A 21,350-nucleotide genomic window follows, 5' to 3' on the forward strand; every position below is an offset into this window, starting at 1 on the left:
GACTTATCGGACGATCGCCTGCTGGGCCAGCGCCTGATTGATGGTCACGCCGTATTCCGACTGCAACTGCCCCACCATCTGGTCGAGGATGTCGTCACCGGCCGCATTGGCAACCTGGGCGATCTGCGCATCGTCCGTGAGCGGCACGCCGCCCGTGGGCTGATCACGCACGGCAGTCACCGTGAGCAGGATCTGCGTGGAGGGATCCGCGCCGGATGCCGTGGCAACCGTGCCCTGCGGGCCGGAGAAAGCCGCCGTGACCGCGGTCGGGCCGAGCACCGCGTCCTCGCTGCGGCGGGTAATGCCCGCTTTGCTTTCGACGGCGAGGCCGAGTTCGGTCGCGATATCCTCGAGCTTTTCGCCGTCGGCGATGCGCTTGCGCAGGCTCTCCGCCTTGGCGCCGAGCGCTATGCGCTGCTGCTCGGCAGTCCAGTCGGCGACAGCCTTCTCGCGCACTTCCGCGAGTTCCCGGTCACGCTCCGGCTTGATATCGGTGACTTCGAACCAGATGAAGCCGTTGCTGCCCATGTTGACCGGCAGCGCCTCGACGCCGATCTCCGTGCGGAACACCTCCGTCAGCAGCTTGTCACGCTCCGGAATGCCGGCGACCTCTGTCTCGCGGTTGTCGAGGCCGCGGCGATCGATGTCCGTAACCGTCGATGTCGTCAGCTTCAGCTGGTCGGCGGCTTCCTTGAGCGTCGAGCCACCGGCACGCAGGTCTTCGAACTGGTCATGGACGGCGGTGAGGTCCGCGATCGCGGCAGATTCGGCAAGCGCTTCGCGGATCTGTTCCTTGACCTCTTCGAGCGGCTGCGTGCGGCCTTCCTTGATGTTGGTGATCCGCAGGATGACGGGCCCAAGAGCACCTTCGACCACCGGCGTCGTGCCGCCCTCGGTCGTCACGGCAAAGGCTGCTTCGGCGAGAGCCGGGTCGGGGAGGCGGTCTCGGGTGAAATCACCCAGCAGCACGTCGCCGGCCGTCTTGCCCTGGTCTGCGACCAGCTGGTCGAAGCTGGTGCCGTTCTGCAGTTCCTGCAGGGCGGCTTCCGCCATTTCGCGGCTTTCGAACGAGAGCTGCTCGATCGTACGGGTGCCGGCAATCTCATAGGAGGACTTGCGGCGCTCATAGTCTTCCCGGATCTGCTCCTCGGTGATGGCAGCCGTATCGGCGATGTCGGAAGGCTCGAGCTTCACATAGTTGAAGCTGCGATATTCCGGCGCGCGATAGCCGGACTTGGTGGTCTCGAACCAGGCGGCGAGCGTTGCGTCGTCGGGTGCCTTGACCGGCTCGATATTGGCGTTGGTCAGCAGCAGATAGTTGATGTCGCGGTTTTCGTAACGATAGGTCTTGAGCGCATCGACCAGCACCTTCGGTGCGACGAAACCGTCAGCCGTGGCGTCGACGATCTGGCTCCTGATGGCGACCTTCGAACGCTCTTCGATATAGTCGTCCTCGCGCAGACCTGCGCTCCGCAGGCGAGACGAGAAGAGGGCGCGATCGAAATTGCCGGCCGCGTTCTTGAAAGCCGGATCGTCGGCAATCAGCTGAGCGAGGCGGTCCTGGGACAGGCCGAGATTCATGTCGGCCGCGAGCTGGTCAAGAGCCGCGCCGGCGGCAAGCTGCGAGAACACCTGCGCCTCGATGCCGAAGGCACGTGCCTGTTCGGTGGTGAGCTGCATCCCGAACCGGCTGCTCATGTCCGCGACCTGCCGCTGATAGGCGAAAGCGAAGTCGTTGGACGAGACGGTCTGGTCACCCACGGCAACCACGGTATCCGACGTATTGCTGAACAGCGAGGCAGAGACGCCCCAGACGCCGAAGGATACGACGAGCAGCAAGAGCAAGATCTTGGCGAACAGGGTTTGGGAAGCTTTTCTCAAGAAGACGAGCATCGGGACGCATAAACCTCATTGTAAATCTTCGTCCGGGACGAAGCAGGTTGACTTCCTTAGAACAAAGCTTTCGGGAATTGAAGGCGTGGAGCGGTGAAATGCGGATCCATCACGGGGAGTTTGACCGGCTTGAGCCCGAAAAGGATCTGTTCGAGCCCCGAAACGAAAGAAGGCCGGGCAGAGCCGGCCTTCTCGATGTGTCAGAATGTGGGATGGACTCAGCGGTCCGAGAGCGGCTTGTAGTCGCGCTTCGGGGCGCCGGTGTAGAGCTGGCGCGGACGACCGATACGCTGCTGCGGATCTTCGATCATTTCGTTCCACTGCGCGATCCAGCCGACGGTGCGGGCGAGCGCGAAGAGAACGGTGAACATGGTCGTGGGGAAGCCGAGCGCACGCAGCGTGATGCCGGAGTAGAAGTCGACGTTCGGGTAGAGCTTCTTCTCGATGAAGTAGGGGTCGTTGAGCGCGATCTTCTCGAGCTCGAGCGCCACCTTCATCAGCGGGTCGTCGCCGTGACCGGTCGCTTCCAGAACCTCATACATCGTCTTCTGCATGATCTTGGCGCGCGGGTCATAGTTCTTGTAGACCCGGTGGCCGAAGCCCATCAGGCGGAACGGATCGTTCTTGTCCTTGGCCTTGGCGATATATTCCGGGATGCGGTCGACCGAGCCGATTTCCATCAGCATGTTGAGAGCCGCCTCGTTCGCACCACCATGGGCAGGACCCCAGAGGCAGGCGATGCCGGCTGCGATGCAGGCGAACGGGTTCGCACCCGACGAACCGGCGAGGCGCACCGTCGAGGTCGATGCATTCTGCTCGTGATCGGCATGCAGGATGAAGATGCGGTCCATGGCGCGCGCCAGAACCGGGTTCACCTTGTATTCTTCGCAAGGCACGGCGAAGCACATGCGCAGGAAGTTGGAGGCGTAGTCGAGGTCGTTCTTCGGGTAAACGAATGGCTGGCCGACGTGATACTTGTAGGCCATCGCGGCGATCGTCGGCATCTTGGCGATCATGCGCAGCGAGGCGACCATGCGCTGATGCGGATCGGTGATGTCGGTCGAGTCGTGGTAGAAGGCGGAGAGCGCGCCGACGGTGCCGACCATGACAGCCATCGGATGGGCGTCACGACGATAACCGGAGAAGAACTTGGTCATCTGCTCGTGCACCATGGTGTGGTGCGTGACGCGATAGTCGAAGTCCTTCTTCTGCGCTGCCGTCGGCAGTTCGCCGTAGAGCAGGAGGTAGCAGACTTCCAGGAAGTCGCCCTTTTCGGCAAGCTGCTCGATCGGATAGCCGCGGTGCAGAAGCGTGCCTTCGTCGCCGTCGATATAGGTGATCTTGGACTCGCAGGATGCCGTGGACGTAAAGCCCGGATCGTAGGTAAACGTACCCGTGTGCTTGTAAAGGGCGCCGATGTCGATGACGTCAGGGCCGATCGTGCCGGCCTTGACGCTCAGGTCGACCGTCTTGTCCCCGAGTTTCAAAGAAGCGCTTTTGTCCGTCATGCTGATCCTCCGGTATTGGCGGGAAGGCGTCTTGAAAAAGCCGCCATCGGTTAAGCGTGTGATGTAGCTATATGATACCGAAGTTAATGCCAAGCTATCCAAAGGGCAAATTGTGCGTCGCGAAAACGGCAACAATCGAACCGATCGGTTCTAATCGTTTGAAGCCCGGATAGGCGGCAGAATCGCTCCGCTCTACACGCTTTGATTGCTTTTGGTTTTGGCCTATCCTGGATGCGGATGGGGCGTGTCCGGCCGGGCAAACCATATGGTGGACGTGGCAGAAAGGCAGGGGGGCGGAGAGCTCGTGCCGGCGGAGAGGCTGGCGCGAACGGATAGCCTGCGCCCGCTTGATCCGCGACCACCACAACACCTCACCGGAGCCGGTCTGGTTGTAAAGGTCCGCGACCGTTTGGCGCGCCTGCACCTCGCCGTGAGACGGTCGGTGAGCGAGGAGGTGCACCATGGACATCTTTTCCTCTTCGTGCCCGTCTGCCTTGGTGCCGGTGCTGCACTCTGGTTCAGCATCGAGAGCCCGCCCGCGGCAATCGTCCTCGGCTCGGCCCTTGCACTTCTGGCGATCGCGTTTCTGCTTGCAGCCCGCGACACGGTTGTCCACGCGGCCGTTGGAGGTGCCTGTCTGCTTGTCGCGGGCATGCTATGCGCCGAATGGGAGACGCGACGGCTCGCGACCGTCATCCTCGATCAGCCACTGGTGACCACGGTATCGGGCGTCGTCGAGCGGAGAGAGCAGGGTGCAGCCGGGGAATGGCGTTACACGCTGAGGATCACGTCAACGGTGGATCCGACGGTGCGACGTCCCCCCTTGCGGGCAAACCTCTTGGCTCGCAGCAGACATGTCCCTGCCACCATCGGCGACCGCCTGACCGGGCGGGCACGCCTGTCACCCCCATCGGGCCCCGCGCTTCCTGGCCTCAACGACTTCGCGTTTCAAAGCTATTTTTCCGGCATCGGCGCCGTCGGTTTCTTCCTGGGCCCGCCCAGGCGAGAGCCGGCAGACGCGGCCGTCGAGCCAAGTCTCTTCATCCGATTCGATGCTACACTTTTCTCGCTCAGAGACCGGATATCGAACCGCATTCGAAGCATCCTGCCCGGTGATCCCGGCGCCTTCGCAGCGTCGATCATCACGGGCGAACGCCGGTCCATGTCCGAGGAGGCGACGGAGGCTTTGCGGGTCTCCGGTCTCGCTCATATCACGGCGATCTCGGGCCTGAACATGGCGCTTGCGGCCGGGATTTTCTTCGTTGGACTTCGCGGGCTGCTCAGTCTGGCGCCGGTGCTCGCGGCGCGTTACCCAAACAAGAAAATCGCGGCTGTCGGAGCGCTTCTTGCAACAACAGGATACGTGTTGATCTCCGGCTATCAGGTCTCGGCCCTGCGAGCCTATCTGATGACAGCAATCATGCTGGTTGCCGTGCTCTTCGACAGACCCGCGATCAGCCTGCGCAATCTTGCGCTGGCGGCAACCGCGATCCTTTGCCTGCAGCCGTCGACGGTCATGGGACCCAGTTTCCAGATGTCGTTTGCAGCGACCGCGGGGCTTATCGCAGGCTATGCCGGCTGGCGCGCCCGACCGCGGGCGATCCTGCCGCCGGCCCGCGGCCTCGGCTGGCGCGTGGCAGCCGGAGGTGCTGCTTTCGTCGGTGGAACGCTCGCGACCTCGCTGATCGGTGGGCTTGCCACCGCAGTCTTTGCCATCACCCATTTCCACCGACTGTCGACCCACGGCCTGGAGGCCAATCTCGCCGCAATGCCGCTGATCTCGCTGGTCGTGATGCCGGCGGGCTTCATCGCCATGCTGCTGATGCCATTCGGTCTCGACGCGCCCTTCTTCTGGATCATGGGGCAGGGGCTCGAATTGGTGCTGAAGGTCGCGCATACGGTGGCAGGCTGGGGCGGCGGCTATGTCTTTCCGCGTCTGCCCCTCTGGTTTCTGCCTGGCACTGTTGTCGGGATGTTGCTGCTGACCTTGCTGCGCACGCGCCTGAAACATGCCGGCACCGCGTTGATCGCCGTCACGGTGGCGGCCGCATGGCTCGCCGCACCGAGGCCGAATGGCGAGCTGCTGATCAGCGAGGACGCCCGTCTCGTCGGCGTCTGGACCGGCACAGGGGAAACATCAGGCTTCGCGACCAACAGACTACGCCCGCCGGCCTTTGTCTTCGATCAATGGAAGCCGGTGCTCGGGCTTGAAGCTGCGACCGCACCTCGCATGCTCACGGAAACTCTGCCGCCGGCACCGGACTGGCGCATCGGCGAGGAGTGGACGGATGTGCAGACCAGAGAGGCGGAGGCCGCTTTCGACCGTCTCACATCGGCAGCCCAGGCGACCCGGTTTGTCTGCATCAAGCAGGCTTGTGTCTTGAAGCTCTCGACCGGGAAACGGCTGATCACCATCGATCGCCCGGATCTTGCAGGCCTCGCCTGCGACCGAGCAAGCATCGTTGTGCTCGCCGGACGAACCCGCATGACAGCCTGCCGATCGGGCGCTACCTTGTTTTCTCAGACAAGCCTCAGAGCATCAGGTGCAGTGGAGGTCTTCGGCCTAGATGAAAATCCTGATGAACTGACGGTCATGCCATCTTTCGACGGCGCGCCGAGACCATGGACGGCGCACCGGCTCTACGACTGGCGAACGGCTTCGACTGCCTCCCGGCACGGCAACCCATCACGAGGGCAGGGACCAACCGAACCGGCGCCTCCGACCTCCGCCGCTGATCTCAGTGATAGCGGCGAATGAGGCCGACCAGCTTGCCCTGGATCTTGACGCGGTCCGGCGGGAAGATACGGGTCTCGTAGGCGGGGTTCGCTGCCTCCAGTGCAATCGATGCACCCCGACGACGGAACCGCTTCAGCGTTGCCTCTTCGTCGTCGACAAGGGCCACGATGATGTCGCCGGGATTGGCATTGGACGCATTGCGGATGATGACCGTATCGCCGTCGAGAATGCCGGCCTCGATCATCGAATCGCCCTTGACCTCGAGCGCATAGTGATCCCCGGAGCCGATCATCTCGGCGGGCACCGTGATGTCATGCGTGTTGTTCTGGATCGCCGAGATTGGCACACCAGCGGCAATCCGCCCCATGACCGGTACCGAAATGGACGAGCTGTTGTCCTCGACCGGCGGTTTGCTCAGTGTGGGTGCCGGCGGGGTCTTGCCGAGGCTGCCTTCGATCACGCTCGGAGCAAAGCCGCGGCGGGGCTGAATGCTCGGCGAATAGGCCTCCGGAAGCTTGATCACTTCGAGTGCTCGGGCGCGGTTCGGCAAACGGCGGATGAAGCCGCGTTCCTCGAGTGCCGTGATCAGGCGATGGATGCCGGATTTCGATGCGAGGTCCAGCGCATCCTTCATCTCGTCGAAGGAAGGCGGGACGCCCGATTCTTTCATCCGCTCATGGATGAAAAGAAGCAGTTCCTGTTGCTTGCGCGTCAGCATATGCGGTGCCCCTAGGGTGAAACAAATCCAGAACAGACACTATCTGTTCCATTTGTGTTCCGCAAGGGGATAAATTTCCGTGAAGAGCCGGTGAGAAAATGCGATAGGCGGCAGAAATAGAACTGACACGAGCCGATTTCGCCGCAGTCGAGCGGCAACAAGGCGGGTGGCGGCTCTCTCCACGCGCAAGGACGCATCGGCATGCTGAAGGATATCGAAAAGCTTCTACTGGGTAAGTCTGCGGCGGATCTGTCCTCGGCGGAGAAAAAGGTCTTGAAACGCGCGCGGGAGCGCCGGACGGTCTCGACCAATGCCGGCGAGGATTTTCTCGCGCATGCCACTTTCGGTCAGCGCCTAGCGGACGGCATCGCCCGGATCGGCGGCTCCTGGGGCTTCATCATCGGCTTCCTGGTCTTCCTCGCGGCCTGGGTCATCCTGAACACGGTGATTCTCGCGACTCGCTCGCTCGATCCCTATCCCTTCATCTTCCTCAACCTGCTCCTGTCCATGTTGGCCGCCATTCAGGCGCCGATCATCATGATGAGCCAGAACCGACAGGCCGAGCGTGATCGCTTCATGGCGGCGAAGGATTACGAGATCAACCTGAAGGCCGAGATCGAAGTCCTGGCGCTGCATCACAAGATCGACGAGCAGGTGCTGACGGAGTTGCGCGAAACCCGCCAGGAAATCGACGCACTTCGACAGGCGGTCGCTGCCCTTTCAAGCCCGTCGCGCAGTTCGTAAATCTTGTCCGAAAACAGGAAACCATCATGTCCAATTCCATGTCCGGCCCGCGGGCGATCGACCATCTCGTCCTGCCCGTTACCGATCTTGAGACCAGCCGGGAGAGACTGAGCCTGCTGGGCTTCACCGTCGCTGCCGATGCGCGCCATCCCTTCGGCACGGAAAATGCCTGCGTGTTCTTCGCCGACGATACCTATCTGGAGCCGCTGGCTGTCGGCAGCCGCGAAGATTGTCTCGAAGCAGCGCGCACGGGCAATGTGTTCGTGGCGCGCGACCAGGCTTTTCGCTTCCGGCACGGCGAGGGCCTGTCGGCCCTCATCGTCAAGTCGGATGATGCGGCAGCCGATGACCAGCTCTACCGCGACGAGGGGATGAGCGCCGGTTCCATCCTCTCTTTCTCGCGGCAGTTCCGCTTTCCGGACGGGCGAACGGCGGAAGGTTCGTTCCGGCTCGCCTTCGCGGCAGATCTCCGGGCACCGGACTTCTTCGCCTTCAGCTGCCAGCGCGTGAACCCGATCCCTGCCGATCGCGGCGCGCTTCTGGTCCATGTCAATGGCGCGGCGGGCCTCGCGCGCATCGTTCTGGTGGAGGAAAATCCGAGCGACTTCCAGTATTTCCTGGAAACAGTTCTCGACCAGCGGGATGTGACCGCCCATTCCTTCGGCATGTCCCTGAATGCCACGAACGCGATGGTTGATGTTCTGACGCCTGAAGGGTTCTTGGCCCACTATGGTGTAGCGCTCGGCCAGACTGAACGCGGTCTCCGCGGCGCGGCGGTGGTGGTGGCGGCAACCGATCTCGGCGTGACAGAAGCAGCCCTCGCTGCTAATGGCGTCGGTTATCAGAAGATTGGCGCGCGCCTCGTTGTCGCGCCGGAAAAAGGACAAGGCGTCACCTTCGCCTTCGAGGAGTTGAAATGAGCGTTTCTCCCAATTCGGAAGTCGTGGTCGGTGAAGGTTCGGCCAAGGCGGTTTTCTCCCAGAAGGGCCGCTTTGCCCTGATCGCCGGTCCCTGCCAGATGGAAAGCCGTGATCATGCCTTCATGATCGCCGGACAGCTTGTCGAACTCTGCAAGGAGCTCGGTCTCGGCCTCGTCTACAAGTCGTCCTTCGACAAGGCGAACCGGACCTCGCTGTCGGCCGAGCGCGGCATCGGCCTCGAAAAGGCAATGGAAGTCTTCGCCGACATCAAGAAGGAGTTCGGCGTTCCCGTCCTCACCGACATCCACACGGAAGAGCAATGTGCCGCGGTCGCTCCGACCGTTGACGTCCTGCAGATCCCGGCCTTCCTCTGCCGCCAGACGGATCTTCTTGTGGCGGCGGCCAAGACCGGTCGTGCGATCAACGTCAAGAAGGGCCAGTTCCTCGCGCCGTGGGACATGAAGAACGTTCTGAACAAGATCACCGGCACCGGCAATCCGAATGTACTGCTCTGCGAACGCGGCGCGTCTTTCGGTTACAACACGCTCGTCTCCGACATGCGCTCGCTGCCGATCATGGCGGCCATGGGTGCGCCTGTCGTCTTCGATGCCACCCATTCGGTCCAGCAGCCGGGCGGGCAGGGCGGCTCCTCGGGCGGTCAGCGCGAATTTGTCGAGACGCTGGCCCGCGCGGCTGTTGCCGTCGGCGTGGGCGGCCTCTTCATCGAGACGCATCAGGATCCGGACAACGCGCCGTCCGACGGCCCGAACATGGTAAAGATTACCGACATGCGCCGCCTGCTCGAAAAACTGATTGCCTTCGACGACATCGCCAAGGCTGCCTGACCCTCAATGGCGGTGCTTCAATCGGTTGAACCGGAAGCGCCGCCGTCAGTTGTGGTTTAAATCGATTAGATTTCGTTCATTTCGCTCCTGATCCGTCATTGTATTTTCCCGATCATCGGATAAGAGAAGATGACTCAACGGGCGGGTCCAGCGCTGCAAGCGCGGTGATCGGCCTTCCGAGCCTTGTCCAATTTCCGTCACCAGGGAGCGAACATGACCGCCATCACCGACATCATCGGCCGCGAAATTCTCGACAGCCGCGGCAACCCGACCGTCGAAGTCGACGTCTATCTCGAAGATGGCAGCATGGGCCGCGCCGCGGTTCCCTCGGGCGCCTCGACCGGCGCGCACGAAGCCGTCGAACTGCGCGACGGTGGCTCGCGTTACCTCGGCAAGGGCGTCGAAAAGGCTGTCGAAGCCGTCAACGGCGAGATCTATGATGCGATTGGCGGTCATGACGCCGAGAACCAGATCCAGATCGACAACCTGATGATCCAGCTCGACGGCACGCCGAACAAGTCGCGCCTCGGTGCCAATGCCATCCTCGGTGTCTCGCTCGCCGTCGCCAAGGCAGCCGCACAGTCCTCCGGCCTGCCGCTCTACCGTTATGTCGGTGGCCCGAACGCTCATGTTCTGCCGGTCCCTATGATGAACATCATCAATGGCGGCGCCCATGCCGACAACCCGATCGACTTCCAGGAATTCATGATCGTGCCGGTGGGCGCCGAGACCATCCGCGACGCCGTGCGCATGGGTTCGGAAGTCTTCCACACGCTCAAGAAGCAGCTCGCAGCCGACGGCCACAACACGAACGTCGGTGACGAAGGCGGTTTTGCACCTGGTCTCGCTTCGGCTCCGGCCGCTCTCGACTTCATCATGAAGTCGATCGAAAAGGCCGGCTACCGTCCGGGCGAAGACATGCACATCGCGCTTGACTGCGCCTCGACCGAGTTCTTCAAGGACGGCAAATACGTTCTCGAAGGCGAAGGCCGTACGCTCGAGCCGGAAGCCATGGCTGAGTACCTCGCCGAGCTCGCCGCCAAGTACCCGATCTTCTCGATCGAAGACGGCATGGCAGAAGACGATTGGGACGGCTGGAAGGCGCTGACCGACAAGATCGGCAAGAAGGTTCAGCTCGTGGGCGACGATCTCTTCGTCACCAACTCGGCCCGTCTGCGCGACGGCATCAAGATGGGTGTTGCCAACTCGATCCTCGTCAAGGTCAACCAGATCGGTTCGCTCTCCGAAACCCTCGACGCCGTCTCGACCGCGCACCGCGCAGCCTATACCGCCGTGATGTCGCACCGTTCGGGCGAGACCGAGGATTCGACAATTGCCGATCTCGCAGTGGCCACCAACTGCGGTCAGATCAAGACCGGTTCGCTCGCCCGTTCCGACCGCACCGCCAAGTACAACCAGCTGATCCGCATCGAGGAAGAGCTGGGTCCGCAGGCCGTCTACGCAGGCACGTCCATCCTGCGCGGCTGATCGCGTAAAGAGCCATTTTGAAAGCCCGCGCCGTTTCCCCGTCGCGGGCTTTTTCTTTTTCGCCCCTCGTTAAGGTCAACGGTCGGTTAAGACATGGGCGCTAGTGTCGACCCCAGTTTCGCGTTTCAGGACATTTGTCGGCATGTGGACCAGACATCACAAGAAAAAGAAGTACGGTCGTCTTATTCTCCCCGCAGTGACAATCGCCTTCCTGTCCTACTTCGGCTATCATTCCATCCATGGTGATTATGGTTTGCGCGCAGGCCAGGAATTCGAGCGGATTCGCAAGGAGCGGGCCGCAGAACTGGACAAGCTCGTGGCGCATCGCACGGCGCTCGAGAAGGAGGTGGGTCTGCTGAGTGACGGCTCTCTCGATGAGGATATCATCGATGAAAAGGCGCGTTATCAGCTCAACATGTCGCGCCCGGATGAAATCGTCATCTTCAACACCTATTTCTGATTAACCTGAAACAAGTTAATCGTAAATTTTTCAGTCATTACAGTTGCTTGCGGCGAATGTGAGCCATGCATTTATGGCATTGCCGCCGCCGCCTTTCTTCCCTATTCTGTGTCCAACTTTGGACCATAATAACCCATGGGAGGGATGCATGGCGCCTCGCAAGCCTGCGACTGCGACCGGTCGGAAGCCTTCGGCCAAGCCTGCCAAAAAAGAATTCACCCAGGGAGCCATCGTCGAGTTCGACAAGGCTCAGGAGCTTGCAGCCTATCGCGAGATGCTCCTCATCCGCCGTTTCGAAGAAAAGGCCGGCCAGCTCTATGGCATGGGCTTCATCGGCGGCTTCTGTCACCTTTACATCGGCCAGGAAGCTGTCGTTGTCGGCATGCAGATGGCGCTGAAGGACGGTGATCAGGTCATCACCGGTTATCGTGATCACGGCCACATGCTGGCCTGCGGCATGAGCGCCCGTGGCGTCATGGCCGAGCTGACCGGGCGTCGCGGCGGCCTTTCGAAGGGTAAGGGCGGCTCGATGCACATGTTCTCCAAGGAGAAGAACTTCTACGGCGGACACGGCATCGTCGGTGCGCAGGTTTCGCTTGGAACCGGCCTTGCCTTCGCCAATCGCTACCGTGGCAACGACAATGTGTCGCTTGCCTATTTCGGCGATGGTGCTGCCAACCAGGGTCAGGTCTACGAGAGCTTCAACATGGCTCGCCTGTGGAACCTGCCGGTTATCTACATCATCGAAAACAACCGTTACGCCATGGGTACCTCGGTTTCGCGCGCCTCCGCCCAGACCGACTTCTCGCAGCGCGGCGTCTCCTTCAACATCCCCGGCATTCAGGTGGATGGCATGGATGTGCGCGCCGTCAAGGCCGCTGCCGATCAGGCGGTCGAGCACTGCCGCGCCGGCAAGGGTCCGATCATTCTGGAAATGCTGACCTACCGCTATCGTGGTCACTCCATGTCCGACCCGGCCAAGTATCGCTCCAAGGAAGAAGTGCAGAAGATGCGCTCCGAGCAGGATCCGATCGAGCAGGTCCGCGCCCGTCTCCTCGAAAAGGGCTGGGCATCCGAGGATGAGCTGAAGGCAATCGACAAGGAGGTTCGCGACATCGTGGCCGACTCGGCCGATTTCGCCCAGGCCGATCCGGAGCCGGATGTGTCCGAGCTCTACACCGACATCCTGCTGTAATCGGGGAGGGAACCTATGCCGATCGAAATTTTGATGCCCGCCCTCTCTCCGACCATGGAAGAAGGCACGCTGTCCAAGTGGATCAAGAACGAAGGCGACACCGTGAAGTCCGGTGACGTCATCGCCGAAATCGAGACCGACAAGGCGACCATGGAAGTCGAAGCCGTCGATGAAGGCGTGCTCGGCAAGATCCTGATCGCGGCCGGTACCGAGAACGTCAAGGTGAACACCGCGATCGCAGTCCTCCTGGAGGAAGGCGAAAGCGCCGACGCCGTGGCGGCCCCGAAGAAGGCCGATGCGGATACGCCGCCTGCGGCTGCTGGCGATGCCGGCGGCAAGGCTCGCGCGGCTGCTGACGAACCGGCATCCTCTGCCGACAACAAGGTCCCGGCTGCGCCGAAGATCGACGTTGCCGCCGACCCGGCAATTCCTGCCGGCACCGAAATGGTGACGATGACGGTTCGTGAAGCCCTTCGCGAAGCCATGGCCGAGGAAATGCGCGCCAATCCCGACGTCTTCATCATGGGTGAAGAAGTTGCGGAATATCAGGGCGCATACAAGATCACTCAAGGGTTGCTGCAGGAATTCGGTGCGCAGCGCGTTGTCGACACCCCGATCACCGAGCACGGCTTTGCCGGTATCGCTGTCGGCGCCGCCATGGCAGGTCTGCGCCCGATCGTCGAGTTCATGACCTTCAACTTCGCCATGCAGGCGATCGACCAGATCATCAACTCGGCCGCCAAGACGCTCTACATGTCCGGTGGCCAGATGGGCGCGCCCATGGTCTTCCGCGGTCCGAACGGTGCAGCAGCTCGCGTGGCCGCCCAGCACAGCCAGGACTATGCCGCCTGGTACAGCCATATCCCTGGTCTGAAGGTCATTCAGCCCTATTCGGCGGCTGACGCCAAGGGCCTCCTGAAGGCTGCGATCCGCGACCCGAACCCGGTCATCTTCCTCGAAAACGAAATTCTCTACGGTCACTCCTTCGAAGTGCCGAAGATGGACGATTTCGTCCTGCCGATCGGCAAGGCGCGCCTGCACAAGGCCGGCAAGGACGCGACCATGGTGTCCTGGGGCATCGGCATGACCTATGCGGTCAAGGCTGTCGATGAACTGGCCAAGGAAGGCATCGATGTCGAGCTGATCGACCTGCGCACCATCCGTCCGATGGACCTGCCGGCGATCATCGAATCGGTCAAGAAGACCGGCCGCCTCGTGACCGTCGAGGAAGGCTTCCCGCAGTCCTCCGTCGGCGACTTCATCTCCAACACCGTCCAGCGCGAAGCTTTCGACTATCTCGATGCCCCGGTCATCACGATCGCCGGCAAGGATGTGCCGATGCCTTACGCGGCAAACCTCGAAAAGCTCGCTCTGCCGAACGTCGGTGAAGTGATCCAGGCGGTCAAAGCCGTCTGCTACAAGTAAGGGGAGGCGAGGCTTATGCCGATCAACATCACAATGCCGGCACTCTCTCCGACGATGGAAGAGGGCAATCTGGCCAAGTGGCTGGTCAAGGAAGGCGACAAGGTCAAGTCTGGCGATGTCATCGCCGAGATCGAGACCGACAAGGCGACCATGGAAGTGGAAGCCGTCGATGAAGGCACGGTTGCGAAGCTCGTCGTTCCCGCCGGCACCGAGGCCGTCAAGGTCAACGCCCTGATCGCGATCCTCGCCGAAGACGGTGAAGACGTCGCTGCCGCGGCCTCTTCCGGCGGTTCGTCCGCGCCGAAGGCCGAGGCTGCTCCGGCGCCCAAGGCTGAAGCAGCGCCGGCCGCGGCTGCAGCACCGGCTCCTTCGGCAACGCCTGCACCGGCAGCCGCCTCGGCAGCGCCCGCAGCCTCGACCGGCGAACGCGTCTTCGCATCGCCGCTGGCCCGTCGTCTCGCCAAGGAGGCTGGTCTCGATCTCAAGGCCCTCTCCGGCACCGGTCCAAAGGGCCGCGTCGTCAAGAGTGACATTGAGAAGGCCGTGAGCACTGGTGGTGCGAAGGCTGCGCCTGCCCCTGCGGCAGCCGCTTCCGGCGCCGCGCCCCAGCCGGCTCTCGCCAAGGGTCCGTCGGACGAGGCCGTTCTCAAAAACTTCGCTGAAGGCTCCTACGAGCTCGTGCCGCATGACGGCATGCGCAAGACCATTGCCAAGCGCCTGCAGGAATCGAAGCAGACCATTCCGCATTTCTACGTGTCCGTGGACTGCGAACTGGATGCGCTTCTGGCACTGCGCGCGCAGCTCAACGCTGCCGCCCCTGAAAAGGACGGCAAGCCGGGCTACAAGCTCTCGGTCAACGACATGGTGATCAAGGCCCTGGCCCTCGCGCTGCGCGATGTGCCGGACGCCAACGTCTCCTGGACCGACAGCGCCATGGTCAAGCACAAGCATGCCGATGTCGGCGTGGCGGTCTCGATCCCCGGCGGCCTGATCACCCCGATCATCCGCAAGGCCGAGGAAAAGAGCCTGTCCACCATCTCCAACGAGATGAAGGACTTGGGCAAGCGCGCCAAGGACCGCAAGCTGAAGCCTGAAGAATATCAGGGCGGCACGACTGCCGTGTCCAACATGGGCATGATGGGCGTGAAGAGCTTCTCGGCCGTGGTCAACCCGCCGCATGCAACGATCCTTGCGGTCGGCGCCGGCGAAGAACGGGTCGTGGTCAAAAACGGCGAGATGAAGATCGCGAACGTGATGACCGTAACGCTGTCCACCGACCACCGTTGCGTCGATGGCGCGCTGGGAGCCGAACTGCTCGGCGCTTTCAAGCGCTACATCGAAAATCCGATGGGCATGCTGGTCTGATCGAGAGGGCGGTGCAATGAAGACCGTTCTTGCCTACGGCGACAGCCTGACATGGGGATACGATCCGGTGAACCTGGGTCGGCATGCCCACGAGGATCGCTGGACGAGCGTCTTGAAAAAGGCGCTCGGCCATGGGGTCCGGGTGATCGCCGAAGGCCTGAACGGCCGCACCACCGCCTATGACGACCATCTCGCAGATTGCGAGCGCAACGGCGTGAAGCTGCTGCCGAGCATTCTGGAGACGCACAAGCCGATCGATCTCGTGATCTTCCTGCTCGGCACCAATGACATGAAGCGCGGGATCGGCGGTTCGGCGATTGCCGCCACCAAGGGTGTGGATCGACTGATTAAACTCGTGCGCCATCATGACTGGGGCTTCGGCTACGAAGGGCCGGACATCCTGCTCGTTTCGCCGCCACCGATCTGCGACACGGCCAATGTCCATTTCGCGGCCATGTTCAAGGGTGGGATGGACGAAGCGGCCATGCTGGCGAGCTATTACAGCGATCTCGCAGACGAGACCGGCTGCGGCTTCTTCGATGCGGGCTCCGTCGCGAAGACCACGCCGCTGGATGGCATCCATCTGGACGCTGAAAACACCCGAGCCATTGGACGCGGCCTTGAGCCGATCGTCCGGATGATGCTCGGTCTTTGAAGAAAAACCGCGGCCTGAACTCTCCGTCAGGGCGCGTTGATCAAAATCAAGGAGGTCTTGTGCGCTGCGTCTAACCTGAACCCATCAACCCCCGAAAGAGGAGATGGGATCATGTCGAACACACCGCACGAACTGGCAGTGGAATTCCCGGAACACGTCGCGCTGATGCGTCATCTGAAGGAAACGGATGGTCACTTCGCGAGATTGTTCGATGCCTATCACGATGTGAACCGGGCCATCCACCGCGCCGAAACTGATATCGAGCCTGCAGACGACTTCCATATCGTGGAAATGCGCAAGAAGCGGATGCAGCTCAAGGATGAAATCTACGGGATGCTGGTTCGTCACGAACCGGAGGCCGAGACACCCGCAGCCTGAGGGTCTCGCTTCCAGTCCCGAAACGGGCCTCCGCTTGGAGCGGGGGCTCGCAGGAAACCGAGGAGTGGAAGCGCCCATGTCGAATGCTTACGACGTCATCATCATCGGCTCCGGCCCCGGCGGTTACGTCACCGCCATCCGTGCCGCCCAGCTCGGCCTGAAGACCGCGATCGTCGAACGCGAACATCTGGGCGGCATCTGCCTCAACTGGGGTTGCATCCCGACCAAGGCATTGCTGCGCTCGGCCGAGATCCTCGACCACGCCAACCACGCCAAGGCCTATGGCCTGACGCTGAACGGCACGATGACCGCCGACGTCAAGGACGTGGTCGCCCGGTCCCGTGGCGTCTCGGCTCGCCTGAACGGCGGCGTCGCCTTCCTGATGAAGAAGAACAAGATCGACGTCATCTGGGGCGAAGCCAAGCTTTCCAAGCCCGGCGAGATCGTCGTCGGCAAGATGTCGAAGCCCGTCATTGAGCCGCAGAACCCGGTTCCGAAGGGCGTGCTGGGCGAGGGCACCTATACCGCCAAGCACATCATCGTGGCCACCGGCGCCCGTCCGCGGGCGCTTCCCGGCATCGAACCGGATGGCAAGTTGATCTGGACCTATTTCGAAGCGATGAAGCCGGAGTTCATGCCGAAGTCGCTGGTTGTCATGGGCTCGGGCGCGATCGGCATCGAATTCGCCTCCTTCTACCGCTCCATGGGCGTGGATGTGACCGTCGTCGAACTGATGCCGAACATCATGCCGGTCGAAGATGTCGAGATCTCCACCTTCGCCCGCAAGCAGCTGGAAAAGCGCGGCCTGAAGATCATCACCGAAGCCAAGGTCTCGAAGGTCGAGAAGGGCGCAAACTCCATCACCGCCCATGTCGAGACCAAGGATGGCAAGGTCCAGACGATCACCGCTGACCGCCTGATCTCCGCCGTCGGCGTGCAGGGTAATATCGAAAACCTCGGCCTCGAAGCGCTCGGCGTGAAGACCGATCGCGGCTGCATCGTCATCGACGGTTATGGCAAGACCAATGTGCCGGGCCTCTATGCGATCGGCGACGTCGCCGGCCCGCCGATGCTTGCCCACAAGGCTGAGCACGAGGGTGTCATCTGCATCGAGAAGATCGCCGGCGTGCCGGGCGTCCACCCGATGGACAAGGGCAAGATCCCGGGCTGCACCTATTGCAACCCGCAGGTGGCCTCGGTCGGTCTGACGGAAGCCAAGGCGAAAGAACAGGGCCGCGACATCCGCGTCGGCCGCTATTCCTTCGCCGCAAACGGCAAGGCGATCGCGCTCGGCGAAGACCAGGGCATGATCAAGACGATCTTCGACAAGAAGACCGGCGAACTGCTCGGTGCCCACATGGTCGGCGCGGAAGTGACCGAACTCATTCAGGGCTTCGTCGTTGCGATGAACCTCGAGACGACGGAAGAAGAACTGATGCACACGATCTTCCCGCATCCGACGCTCTCGGAAATGATGAAGGAAAGCGTGCTCGACGCCTATGGTCGGGTATTGAACGCCTAAAGTCCGGTTGTGAAAGGCCACCTTGCCGCCTATATGGGCGGCAGGGTCAAAACAGATGCTCGAAAGGATAACGCCGTGGCAGGTTTTGAAGTCGGTATCATCGCGACGATCTTCTTCGGCGGTCTTGCGGGCTGGCTGGCCGGCAAGCTCATGGACATGCGCTTCGGCGTCTTCATGAACATCGTCATCGGCATCGTCGGTGCGGCGATCGCCGCCGCCATTTTCCGCCGCCTCGGCATTTTCGTCGAGGGCGACTGGCTCGGCTACCTGATCACCAGTTTTGTCGGCGCAAGCCTGCTTCTCTTCATCGCCCGCCTCGTCCGGCGATAACCACAAAGGCCGCGTCTGCGGCACAAGGGGTCTACCTATGGTCACCATCCTCGACAGGATCAATCTTGCTCCGGCTGCGGCCGAGGAGAAGCGCGTCCGTCACCCGGAAAAGGCGCACAAGCCCGATACCGAGGTGATGCGGAAGCCCGAATGGATCCGCGTCAAGGCGCCGACGTCGAAGGGCTACCACGAGACCCGGGACCTCGTGCGCTCGCACAAGCTGGTGACCGTCTGCGAGGAGGCCGGCTGCCCCAATATCGGCGAGTGCTGGGACAAGAAACACGCGACCTTCATGATCATGGGTGAGATCTGCACCCGCGCCTGCGCCTTCTGCAACGTCGCGACCGGCAAGCCCAACGCGCTCGATCGTGACGAGCCCGCCAATGTGGCCAAGGCGGTCCGTCAGATGGGCTTGAACCACGTCGTCATCACCTCCGTCGACCGTGACGACCTCGCCGATGGCGGCGCGGAACATTTCGAGCAGGTGATCTGGGCCATCCGCGAGGCCTCGCCGGAAACGACGATCGAGATCTTGACCCCCGACTTCCTGAAGAAGCCGGGCGCTTTGGAGCGTGTCGTCGCGGCCAAGCCCGATGTCTTCAACCACAACATGGAAACCGTGCCCGGCAATTATCTGACGGTCCGTCCGGGTGCGCGTTATTTCCACTCCGTCCGCCTGCTGCAGCGGGTGAAGGAACTCGACCCGACCATGTTCACCAAGTCCGGCATCATGGTCGGCCTTGGCGAGGAGCGCAACGAAGTGCTGCAGCTGATGGACGACCTGCGCACGGCGGATGTCGACTTCCTGACCATCGGCCAGTATCTCCAGCCGACCCGCAAGCACCACAAGGTCGAGCGCTTCGTCACGCCGGAAGAGTTCAAGTCCTACGAGGACATCGCCTATACCAAGGGTTTCCTGATGGTATCCTCAAGCCCGCTGACCCGCTCGTCACACCATGCCGGCGATGACTTCGCGCGGCTGAAGGCGGCGCGAGAGAAGCTGGTCGCCAAGGCCTGACTAGTTACCCGAGCGTGTCCTGCCAATCCTCGCGCGCGTTCGGGACCGCTATAATCAGGACGTCTCCGCTTGGCTTGATGCTATAGATGACGAGATGTGGTCCTGTGGGATGAACGCGCACAGGCGGCGTGATCTGCATGCGCTCTCTCTCCATGCGAGGGTTTTCGGCAATCAGAGCGAAAACGTGTTCGAGATGAGTATGGGAGGCCTCAGCCTGCGTCTCGCCAAAAGTCTCCACGCCGTGCCGATAGATCTTGCGGACATCCTCAGCTGCTCGACGGGTGAGCCGGTAGCTCAAGCAGATTTGTTCCGCTGATCCTTCAGGGAGTGGAGGATATCCAGCATGCTCTCGTCGCTTTCGCCACTGGCGATCCCCGCGTCGACAATTGCCTGGATACGGGCAACTTCTTTTTGGCGTTCTTGGTCCTGGTTGATCAGGTCTTGGATATAGGCCGCCTCGTCGGCGAACTGACCCTCTTGAGTCTGGTCGTCGACGAATTGCTTCATCTTGTCGGGCAGCCGAATGCTGAGCTTGGCCATAGATCTGTCTCCTGTGACCAGATGTTGCTCGCGTCAGAATAAAAAGTCAAAGCTCAGCACACTGAACGAGAGCGAGGCGAATCGAGTGCGTGACCTTCCGATATCCGAAGAAGCCGCGAACCACCTGCGCAAGGCGCGGCGCATTTGCGTCATCGGATCCTCCGGCGGCGGAAAAAGCACTCTGTCGCAGAAGCTCGCAAGCGGTCTCGGTCTCCAGTACGTCTCCATCGACAGGGACGTGCGCTGGTTGCCCGGGTGGCAGGAGCGGGGCAGGGAGGAGCAACGTGGACGATTGAGCGCCTTCGTTGCCGGCGAGGCTTGGGTGATTGATGGCAGTGGCTCGTCGTCCTTCGACATCAGGCTGCCGCGCACGGATCTCATCATCTGGTTGCGGCTTCCCCGATGGAAATGTCTGCTCGGCATTGCAAAGAGGGTCTATCGTTTCAGGGGGACGGTGCGGCCGGATATGGCAGAAGGATGCCCCGAGCCTTTGCCCGATCGCGATTTCCTCTCCTACATCTGGAACTTCGAGCGCCGCTATGCCCCGCGCATCATCCAGGAAATCGAGCGCCACGGACCGAACGTGCCGGTAATCACGCTGAAATCCCATGGCGAAATGGCGCACCTGCTTGATCTCGCCGGGCTTCCTCATTAAGTCGCTGATATGCCTCAGTTCGAAACCCGCCGCCTCGTCAAGCACTCGCCCGACCGCATGTACGCTCTTGTTGCCGACATCGAGCGTTACCCGGAGTTTTTGCCGCTCTGCGAGGCACTCAGCATCCGCTCGCGCCGCGAACGCGACGGCAAGGAGCTTCTGCTCGCGGACATGACGGTGGGCTACAAGGCCATCCGGGAGACCTTCACGACCCAGGTACTGCTGACGCCGGCCGAGCGTGCCATTGACGTCAAGTATATCGAGGGTCCGTTCCGCTATCTCGACAATCGCTGGCGCTTCGAAGAGACCGCCGACGGCGGCTGCTCGGTTCACTTCTTCATCGACTACGAGTTCAAGAACCGCATTCTTGGCGCGCTGATGGGTTCGATGTTCGACCGCGCCTTCCGCATGTTTTCCGAAGCCTTCGAGACGCGCGCCGACAAGATCTATGCCAGCGTCTGAGCCGCAGCCGAGAGCATCTCAAGCGCTGTCCTGATGGTCGCAAGGCGCACTTCCGAACGCCCGATATCGCCGTAGCGCATTTCCTTGTGATCGATGAGACCTGAGCGGGTCTTCAAAGCGAGATGCACGAGGCCAACCGGCTTCTCGGCCGATCCGCCGCCCGGACCGGCAATACCGGTAACGGCCACCGCCACGAAAGCATCGGAACGCATCAGCGCTCCATGCGCCATTTGCAACGCCGTCTCCCTGGACACGGCGCCGTAGACCTCCAGAACTTTCGCCGAAACCCCGATCAGGTCCATTTTTGCCTGATTGGTATAGGTGACGAAGCCCCGGTCGACCACGGCGGAAGAGCCTGCGATCTCGGTCAGTGCTCCCGCGATCAATCCGCCGGTGCAGGATTCAGCAGTCGCGATCATCCAGTCTCGCGTGCGATAAGTCGACACGATGGCGGCCGCCTGCGCTTCGATCTCTGCCGGATAAAGCCCCATG

At 61.8% G+C, this 21,350-nt stretch carries 22 protein-coding genes; 16 read left to right on the plus strand and 6 right to left on the minus strand.

Annotation, left to right across the window (positions count from 1 at the left end; all coding sequences use genetic code 11):
- Positions 1-3: 3 nt before the first annotated feature.
- The gene (locus tag FAA86_RS11650) at positions 4-1,893 is read right to left on the minus strand and encodes a peptidylprolyl isomerase (protein ID WP_136540736.1); all 1,890 of its coding nucleotides are present in this window, start codon (positions 1,891-1,893) and stop codon (positions 4-6) included.
- A gap of 218 nt (positions 1,894-2,111) precedes the next feature.
- The gene (gene gltA, locus FAA86_RS11655; RefSeq protein WP_113461273.1) at positions 2,112-3,401 is read right to left on the minus strand and encodes a citrate synthase; all 1,290 of its coding nucleotides are present in this window, start codon (positions 3,399-3,401) and stop codon (positions 2,112-2,114) included.
- A gap of 442 nt (positions 3,402-3,843) precedes the next feature.
- On the opposite strand from gltA, the gene FAA86_RS11660 reads away from it, so the two are divergent.
- Positions 3,844-6,159 (plus strand): ComEC/Rec2 family competence protein, encoded by a 2,316-nt coding sequence (locus tag FAA86_RS11660; RefSeq protein WP_246035052.1) that lies wholly within the window; start codon positions 3,844-3,846, stop codon positions 6,157-6,159.
- Here FAA86_RS11660 and lexA read toward each other — a convergent pair.
- A complete protein-coding gene (gene lexA / locus FAA86_RS11665) occupies positions 6,140-6,856 on the minus strand; it encodes a transcriptional repressor LexA (protein ID WP_136540738.1) in 717 nt (238 codons plus the stop codon). The genes FAA86_RS11660 and lexA overlap by 20 nt on opposite strands.
- A gap of 201 nt (positions 6,857-7,057) precedes the next feature.
- Here lexA and FAA86_RS11670 point away from each other — a divergent pair, with 201 nt between their 5' ends.
- The 13 genes from FAA86_RS11670 to lipA all read left to right on the plus strand — a co-directional run bounded on the left by FAA86_RS11670 (position 7,058) and on the right by lipA (position 19,201).
- The gene (locus FAA86_RS11670) at positions 7,058-7,600 is read left to right on the plus strand and encodes a DUF1003 domain-containing protein (protein WP_113461276.1); all 543 of its coding nucleotides are present in this window, start codon (positions 7,058-7,060) and stop codon (positions 7,598-7,600) included.
- 26 nt (positions 7,601-7,626) lie between these two features.
- The gene (locus tag FAA86_RS11675) at positions 7,627-8,520 is read left to right on the plus strand and encodes a VOC family protein (protein ID WP_136540740.1); all 894 of its coding nucleotides are present in this window, start codon (positions 7,627-7,629) and stop codon (positions 8,518-8,520) included.
- The gene (gene kdsA, locus FAA86_RS11680) at positions 8,517-9,365 is read left to right on the plus strand and encodes a 3-deoxy-8-phosphooctulonate synthase (protein WP_113461278.1); all 849 of its coding nucleotides are present in this window, start codon (positions 8,517-8,519) and stop codon (positions 9,363-9,365) included. Before FAA86_RS11675 ends, kdsA begins: the two co-directional genes overlap by 4 nt.
- A 213-nt stretch (positions 9,366-9,578) precedes the next feature.
- The gene (gene eno, locus FAA86_RS11685) at positions 9,579-10,853 is read left to right on the plus strand and encodes a phosphopyruvate hydratase (protein ID WP_136540742.1); all 1,275 of its coding nucleotides are present in this window, start codon (positions 9,579-9,581) and stop codon (positions 10,851-10,853) included.
- A gap of 142 nt (positions 10,854-10,995) precedes the next feature.
- On the plus strand, positions 10,996-11,313 hold the full coding sequence (locus FAA86_RS11690) for an FtsB family cell division protein (RefSeq protein WP_113461280.1): 318 nt from the start codon (positions 10,996-10,998) through the stop codon (positions 11,311-11,313).
- 148 nt (positions 11,314-11,461) lie between these two features.
- The gene (gene pdhA, locus FAA86_RS11695; protein ID WP_113461281.1) at positions 11,462-12,508 is read left to right on the plus strand and encodes a pyruvate dehydrogenase (acetyl-transferring) E1 component subunit alpha; all 1,047 of its coding nucleotides are present in this window, start codon (positions 11,462-11,464) and stop codon (positions 12,506-12,508) included.
- A 15-nt stretch (positions 12,509-12,523) separates the two neighbouring features.
- Positions 12,524-13,933, plus strand: a complete 1,410-nt coding sequence (locus FAA86_RS11700; protein WP_136540744.1) for a pyruvate dehydrogenase complex E1 component subunit beta — start codon at positions 12,524-12,526, stop codon at positions 13,931-13,933.
- Positions 13,934-13,948: 15 nt separating this feature from the next.
- Complete coding sequence (locus FAA86_RS11705) at positions 13,949-15,298, plus strand: pyruvate dehydrogenase complex dihydrolipoamide acetyltransferase (protein ID WP_136540746.1); 1,350 nt, start codon at positions 13,949-13,951, stop codon at positions 15,296-15,298.
- 16 nt (positions 15,299-15,314) lie between these two features.
- Positions 15,315-15,953, plus strand: a complete 639-nt coding sequence (locus FAA86_RS11710) for an SGNH/GDSL hydrolase family protein (protein ID WP_136540748.1) — start codon at positions 15,315-15,317, stop codon at positions 15,951-15,953.
- 111 nt (positions 15,954-16,064) lie between these two features.
- On the plus strand, positions 16,065-16,331 hold the full coding sequence (locus FAA86_RS11715) for an HP1242/YdcH family protein (protein WP_136540750.1): 267 nt from the start codon (positions 16,065-16,067) through the stop codon (positions 16,329-16,331).
- Positions 16,332-16,407: 76 nt separating this feature from the next.
- Complete coding sequence (gene lpdA / locus FAA86_RS11720; RefSeq protein ID WP_136540752.1) at positions 16,408-17,853, plus strand: dihydrolipoyl dehydrogenase; 1,446 nt, start codon at positions 16,408-16,410, stop codon at positions 17,851-17,853.
- A gap of 33 nt (positions 17,854-17,886) precedes the next feature.
- Positions 17,887-18,183 (plus strand): GlsB/YeaQ/YmgE family stress response membrane protein, encoded by a 297-nt coding sequence (locus FAA86_RS11725; RefSeq protein ID WP_136540883.1) that lies wholly within the window; start codon positions 17,887-17,889, stop codon positions 18,181-18,183.
- A 37-nt stretch (positions 18,184-18,220) separates the two neighbouring features.
- Positions 18,221-19,201, plus strand: coding sequence for a lipoyl synthase (lipA, locus tag FAA86_RS11730; RefSeq protein ID WP_136540754.1), 981 nt, complete (start codon positions 18,221-18,223; stop codon positions 19,199-19,201).
- Between the two features lie 4 nt (positions 19,202-19,205).
- Here the strand turns inward: lipA and FAA86_RS11735 are convergent, their stop codons facing one another.
- Positions 19,206-19,499: a type II toxin-antitoxin system RelE/ParE family toxin gene (locus FAA86_RS11735; protein ID WP_136540756.1), complete on the minus strand. Its 294-nt coding sequence runs from the start codon at positions 19,497-19,499 to the stop codon at positions 19,206-19,208.
- Positions 19,496-19,741 carry a ribbon-helix-helix domain-containing protein gene (locus FAA86_RS11740; protein WP_183954648.1) on the minus strand — a complete coding sequence of 82 codons (246 nt, stop codon included), beginning with the start codon at positions 19,739-19,741 and terminating at the stop codon, positions 19,496-19,498. Before FAA86_RS11740 ends, FAA86_RS11735 begins: the two co-directional genes overlap by 4 nt.
- A gap of 85 nt (positions 19,742-19,826) precedes the next feature.
- Between FAA86_RS11740 and FAA86_RS11745 the strand changes: the two genes are divergently transcribed.
- Both FAA86_RS11745 and FAA86_RS11750 read left to right on the plus strand, forming a co-directional pair.
- On the plus strand, positions 19,827-20,396 hold the full coding sequence (locus FAA86_RS11745) for a P-loop NTPase family protein (RefSeq protein ID WP_136540758.1): 570 nt from the start codon (positions 19,827-19,829) through the stop codon (positions 20,394-20,396).
- A 9-nt stretch (positions 20,397-20,405) separates the two neighbouring features.
- On the plus strand, positions 20,406-20,858 hold the full coding sequence (locus tag FAA86_RS11750) for a type II toxin-antitoxin system RatA family toxin (RefSeq protein WP_136540760.1): 453 nt from the start codon (positions 20,406-20,408) through the stop codon (positions 20,856-20,858).
- Here the strand turns inward: FAA86_RS11750 and FAA86_RS11755 are convergent.
- On the minus strand, positions 20,843-21,349 hold the full coding sequence (locus FAA86_RS11755; RefSeq protein WP_136540762.1) for a CinA family protein: 507 nt from the start codon (positions 21,347-21,349) through the stop codon (positions 20,843-20,845). The two genes, FAA86_RS11750 and FAA86_RS11755, sit on opposite strands and share 16 nt — an antisense overlap.
- Between the last annotated feature and the right edge of the window lies 1 nt (position 21,350).

The sequence above is a fragment of the Rhizobium rosettiformans W3 genome (genome assembly GCF_004912135.1).
GTDB lineage: Bacteria > Pseudomonadota > Alphaproteobacteria > Rhizobiales > Rhizobiaceae > Allorhizobium > Allorhizobium rosettiformans.

Bases quoted from the DNA above. Each gene is read 5' to 3' on its own strand.
- lpdA (WP_136540752.1), top strand. From the start codon at position 16,408: ATGTCGAATGCTTACGACGTCATCATCATCGGCTCCGGCCCCGGCGGT.
- FAA86_RS11750 (WP_136540760.1), top strand. From the start codon at position 20,406: ATGCCTCAGTTCGAAACCCGCCGCCTCGTCAAGCACTCGCCCGACCGC.
- FAA86_RS11700 (WP_136540744.1), top strand. From the start codon at position 12,524: ATGCCGATCGAAATTTTGATGCCCGCCCTCTCTCCGACCATGGAAGAA.
- FAA86_RS11755 (WP_136540762.1), bottom strand. From the start codon at position 21,349: ATGGGGCTTTATCCGGCAGAGATCGAAGCGCAGGCGGCCGCCATCGTG.
- FAA86_RS11715 (WP_136540750.1), top strand. From the start codon at position 16,065: ATGTCGAACACACCGCACGAACTGGCAGTGGAATTCCCGGAACACGTC.
- FAA86_RS11650 (WP_136540736.1), bottom strand. From the start codon at position 1,893: ATGCTCGTCTTCTTGAGAAAAGCTTCCCAAACCCTGTTCGCCAAGATC.
- gltA (WP_113461273.1), bottom strand. From the start codon at position 3,401: ATGACGGACAAAAGCGCTTCTTTGAAACTCGGGGACAAGACGGTCGAC.
- pdhA (WP_113461281.1), top strand. From the start codon at position 11,462: ATGGCGCCTCGCAAGCCTGCGACTGCGACCGGTCGGAAGCCTTCGGCC.
- eno (WP_136540742.1), top strand. From the start codon at position 9,579: ATGACCGCCATCACCGACATCATCGGCCGCGAAATTCTCGACAGCCGC.
- FAA86_RS11690 (WP_113461280.1), top strand. From the start codon at position 10,996: ATGTGGACCAGACATCACAAGAAAAAGAAGTACGGTCGTCTTATTCTC.
- FAA86_RS11675 (WP_136540740.1), top strand. From the start codon at position 7,627: ATGTCCAATTCCATGTCCGGCCCGCGGGCGATCGACCATCTCGTCCTG.
- FAA86_RS11725 (WP_136540883.1), top strand. From the start codon at position 17,887: ATGGGCGGCAGGGTCAAAACAGATGCTCGAAAGGATAACGCCGTGGCA.
- lipA (WP_136540754.1), top strand. From the start codon at position 18,221: ATGGTCACCATCCTCGACAGGATCAATCTTGCTCCGGCTGCGGCCGAG.
- lexA (WP_136540738.1), bottom strand. From the start codon at position 6,856: ATGCTGACGCGCAAGCAACAGGAACTGCTTCTTTTCATCCATGAGCGG.
- FAA86_RS11740 (WP_183954648.1), bottom strand. From the start codon at position 19,741: ATGGCCAAGCTCAGCATTCGGCTGCCCGACAAGATGAAGCAATTCGTC.
- FAA86_RS11710 (WP_136540748.1), top strand. From the start codon at position 15,315: ATGAAGACCGTTCTTGCCTACGGCGACAGCCTGACATGGGGATACGAT.
- FAA86_RS11670 (WP_113461276.1), top strand. From the start codon at position 7,058: ATGCTGAAGGATATCGAAAAGCTTCTACTGGGTAAGTCTGCGGCGGAT.
- FAA86_RS11705 (WP_136540746.1), top strand. From the start codon at position 13,949: ATGCCGATCAACATCACAATGCCGGCACTCTCTCCGACGATGGAAGAG.
- kdsA (WP_113461278.1), top strand. From the start codon at position 8,517: ATGAGCGTTTCTCCCAATTCGGAAGTCGTGGTCGGTGAAGGTTCGGCC.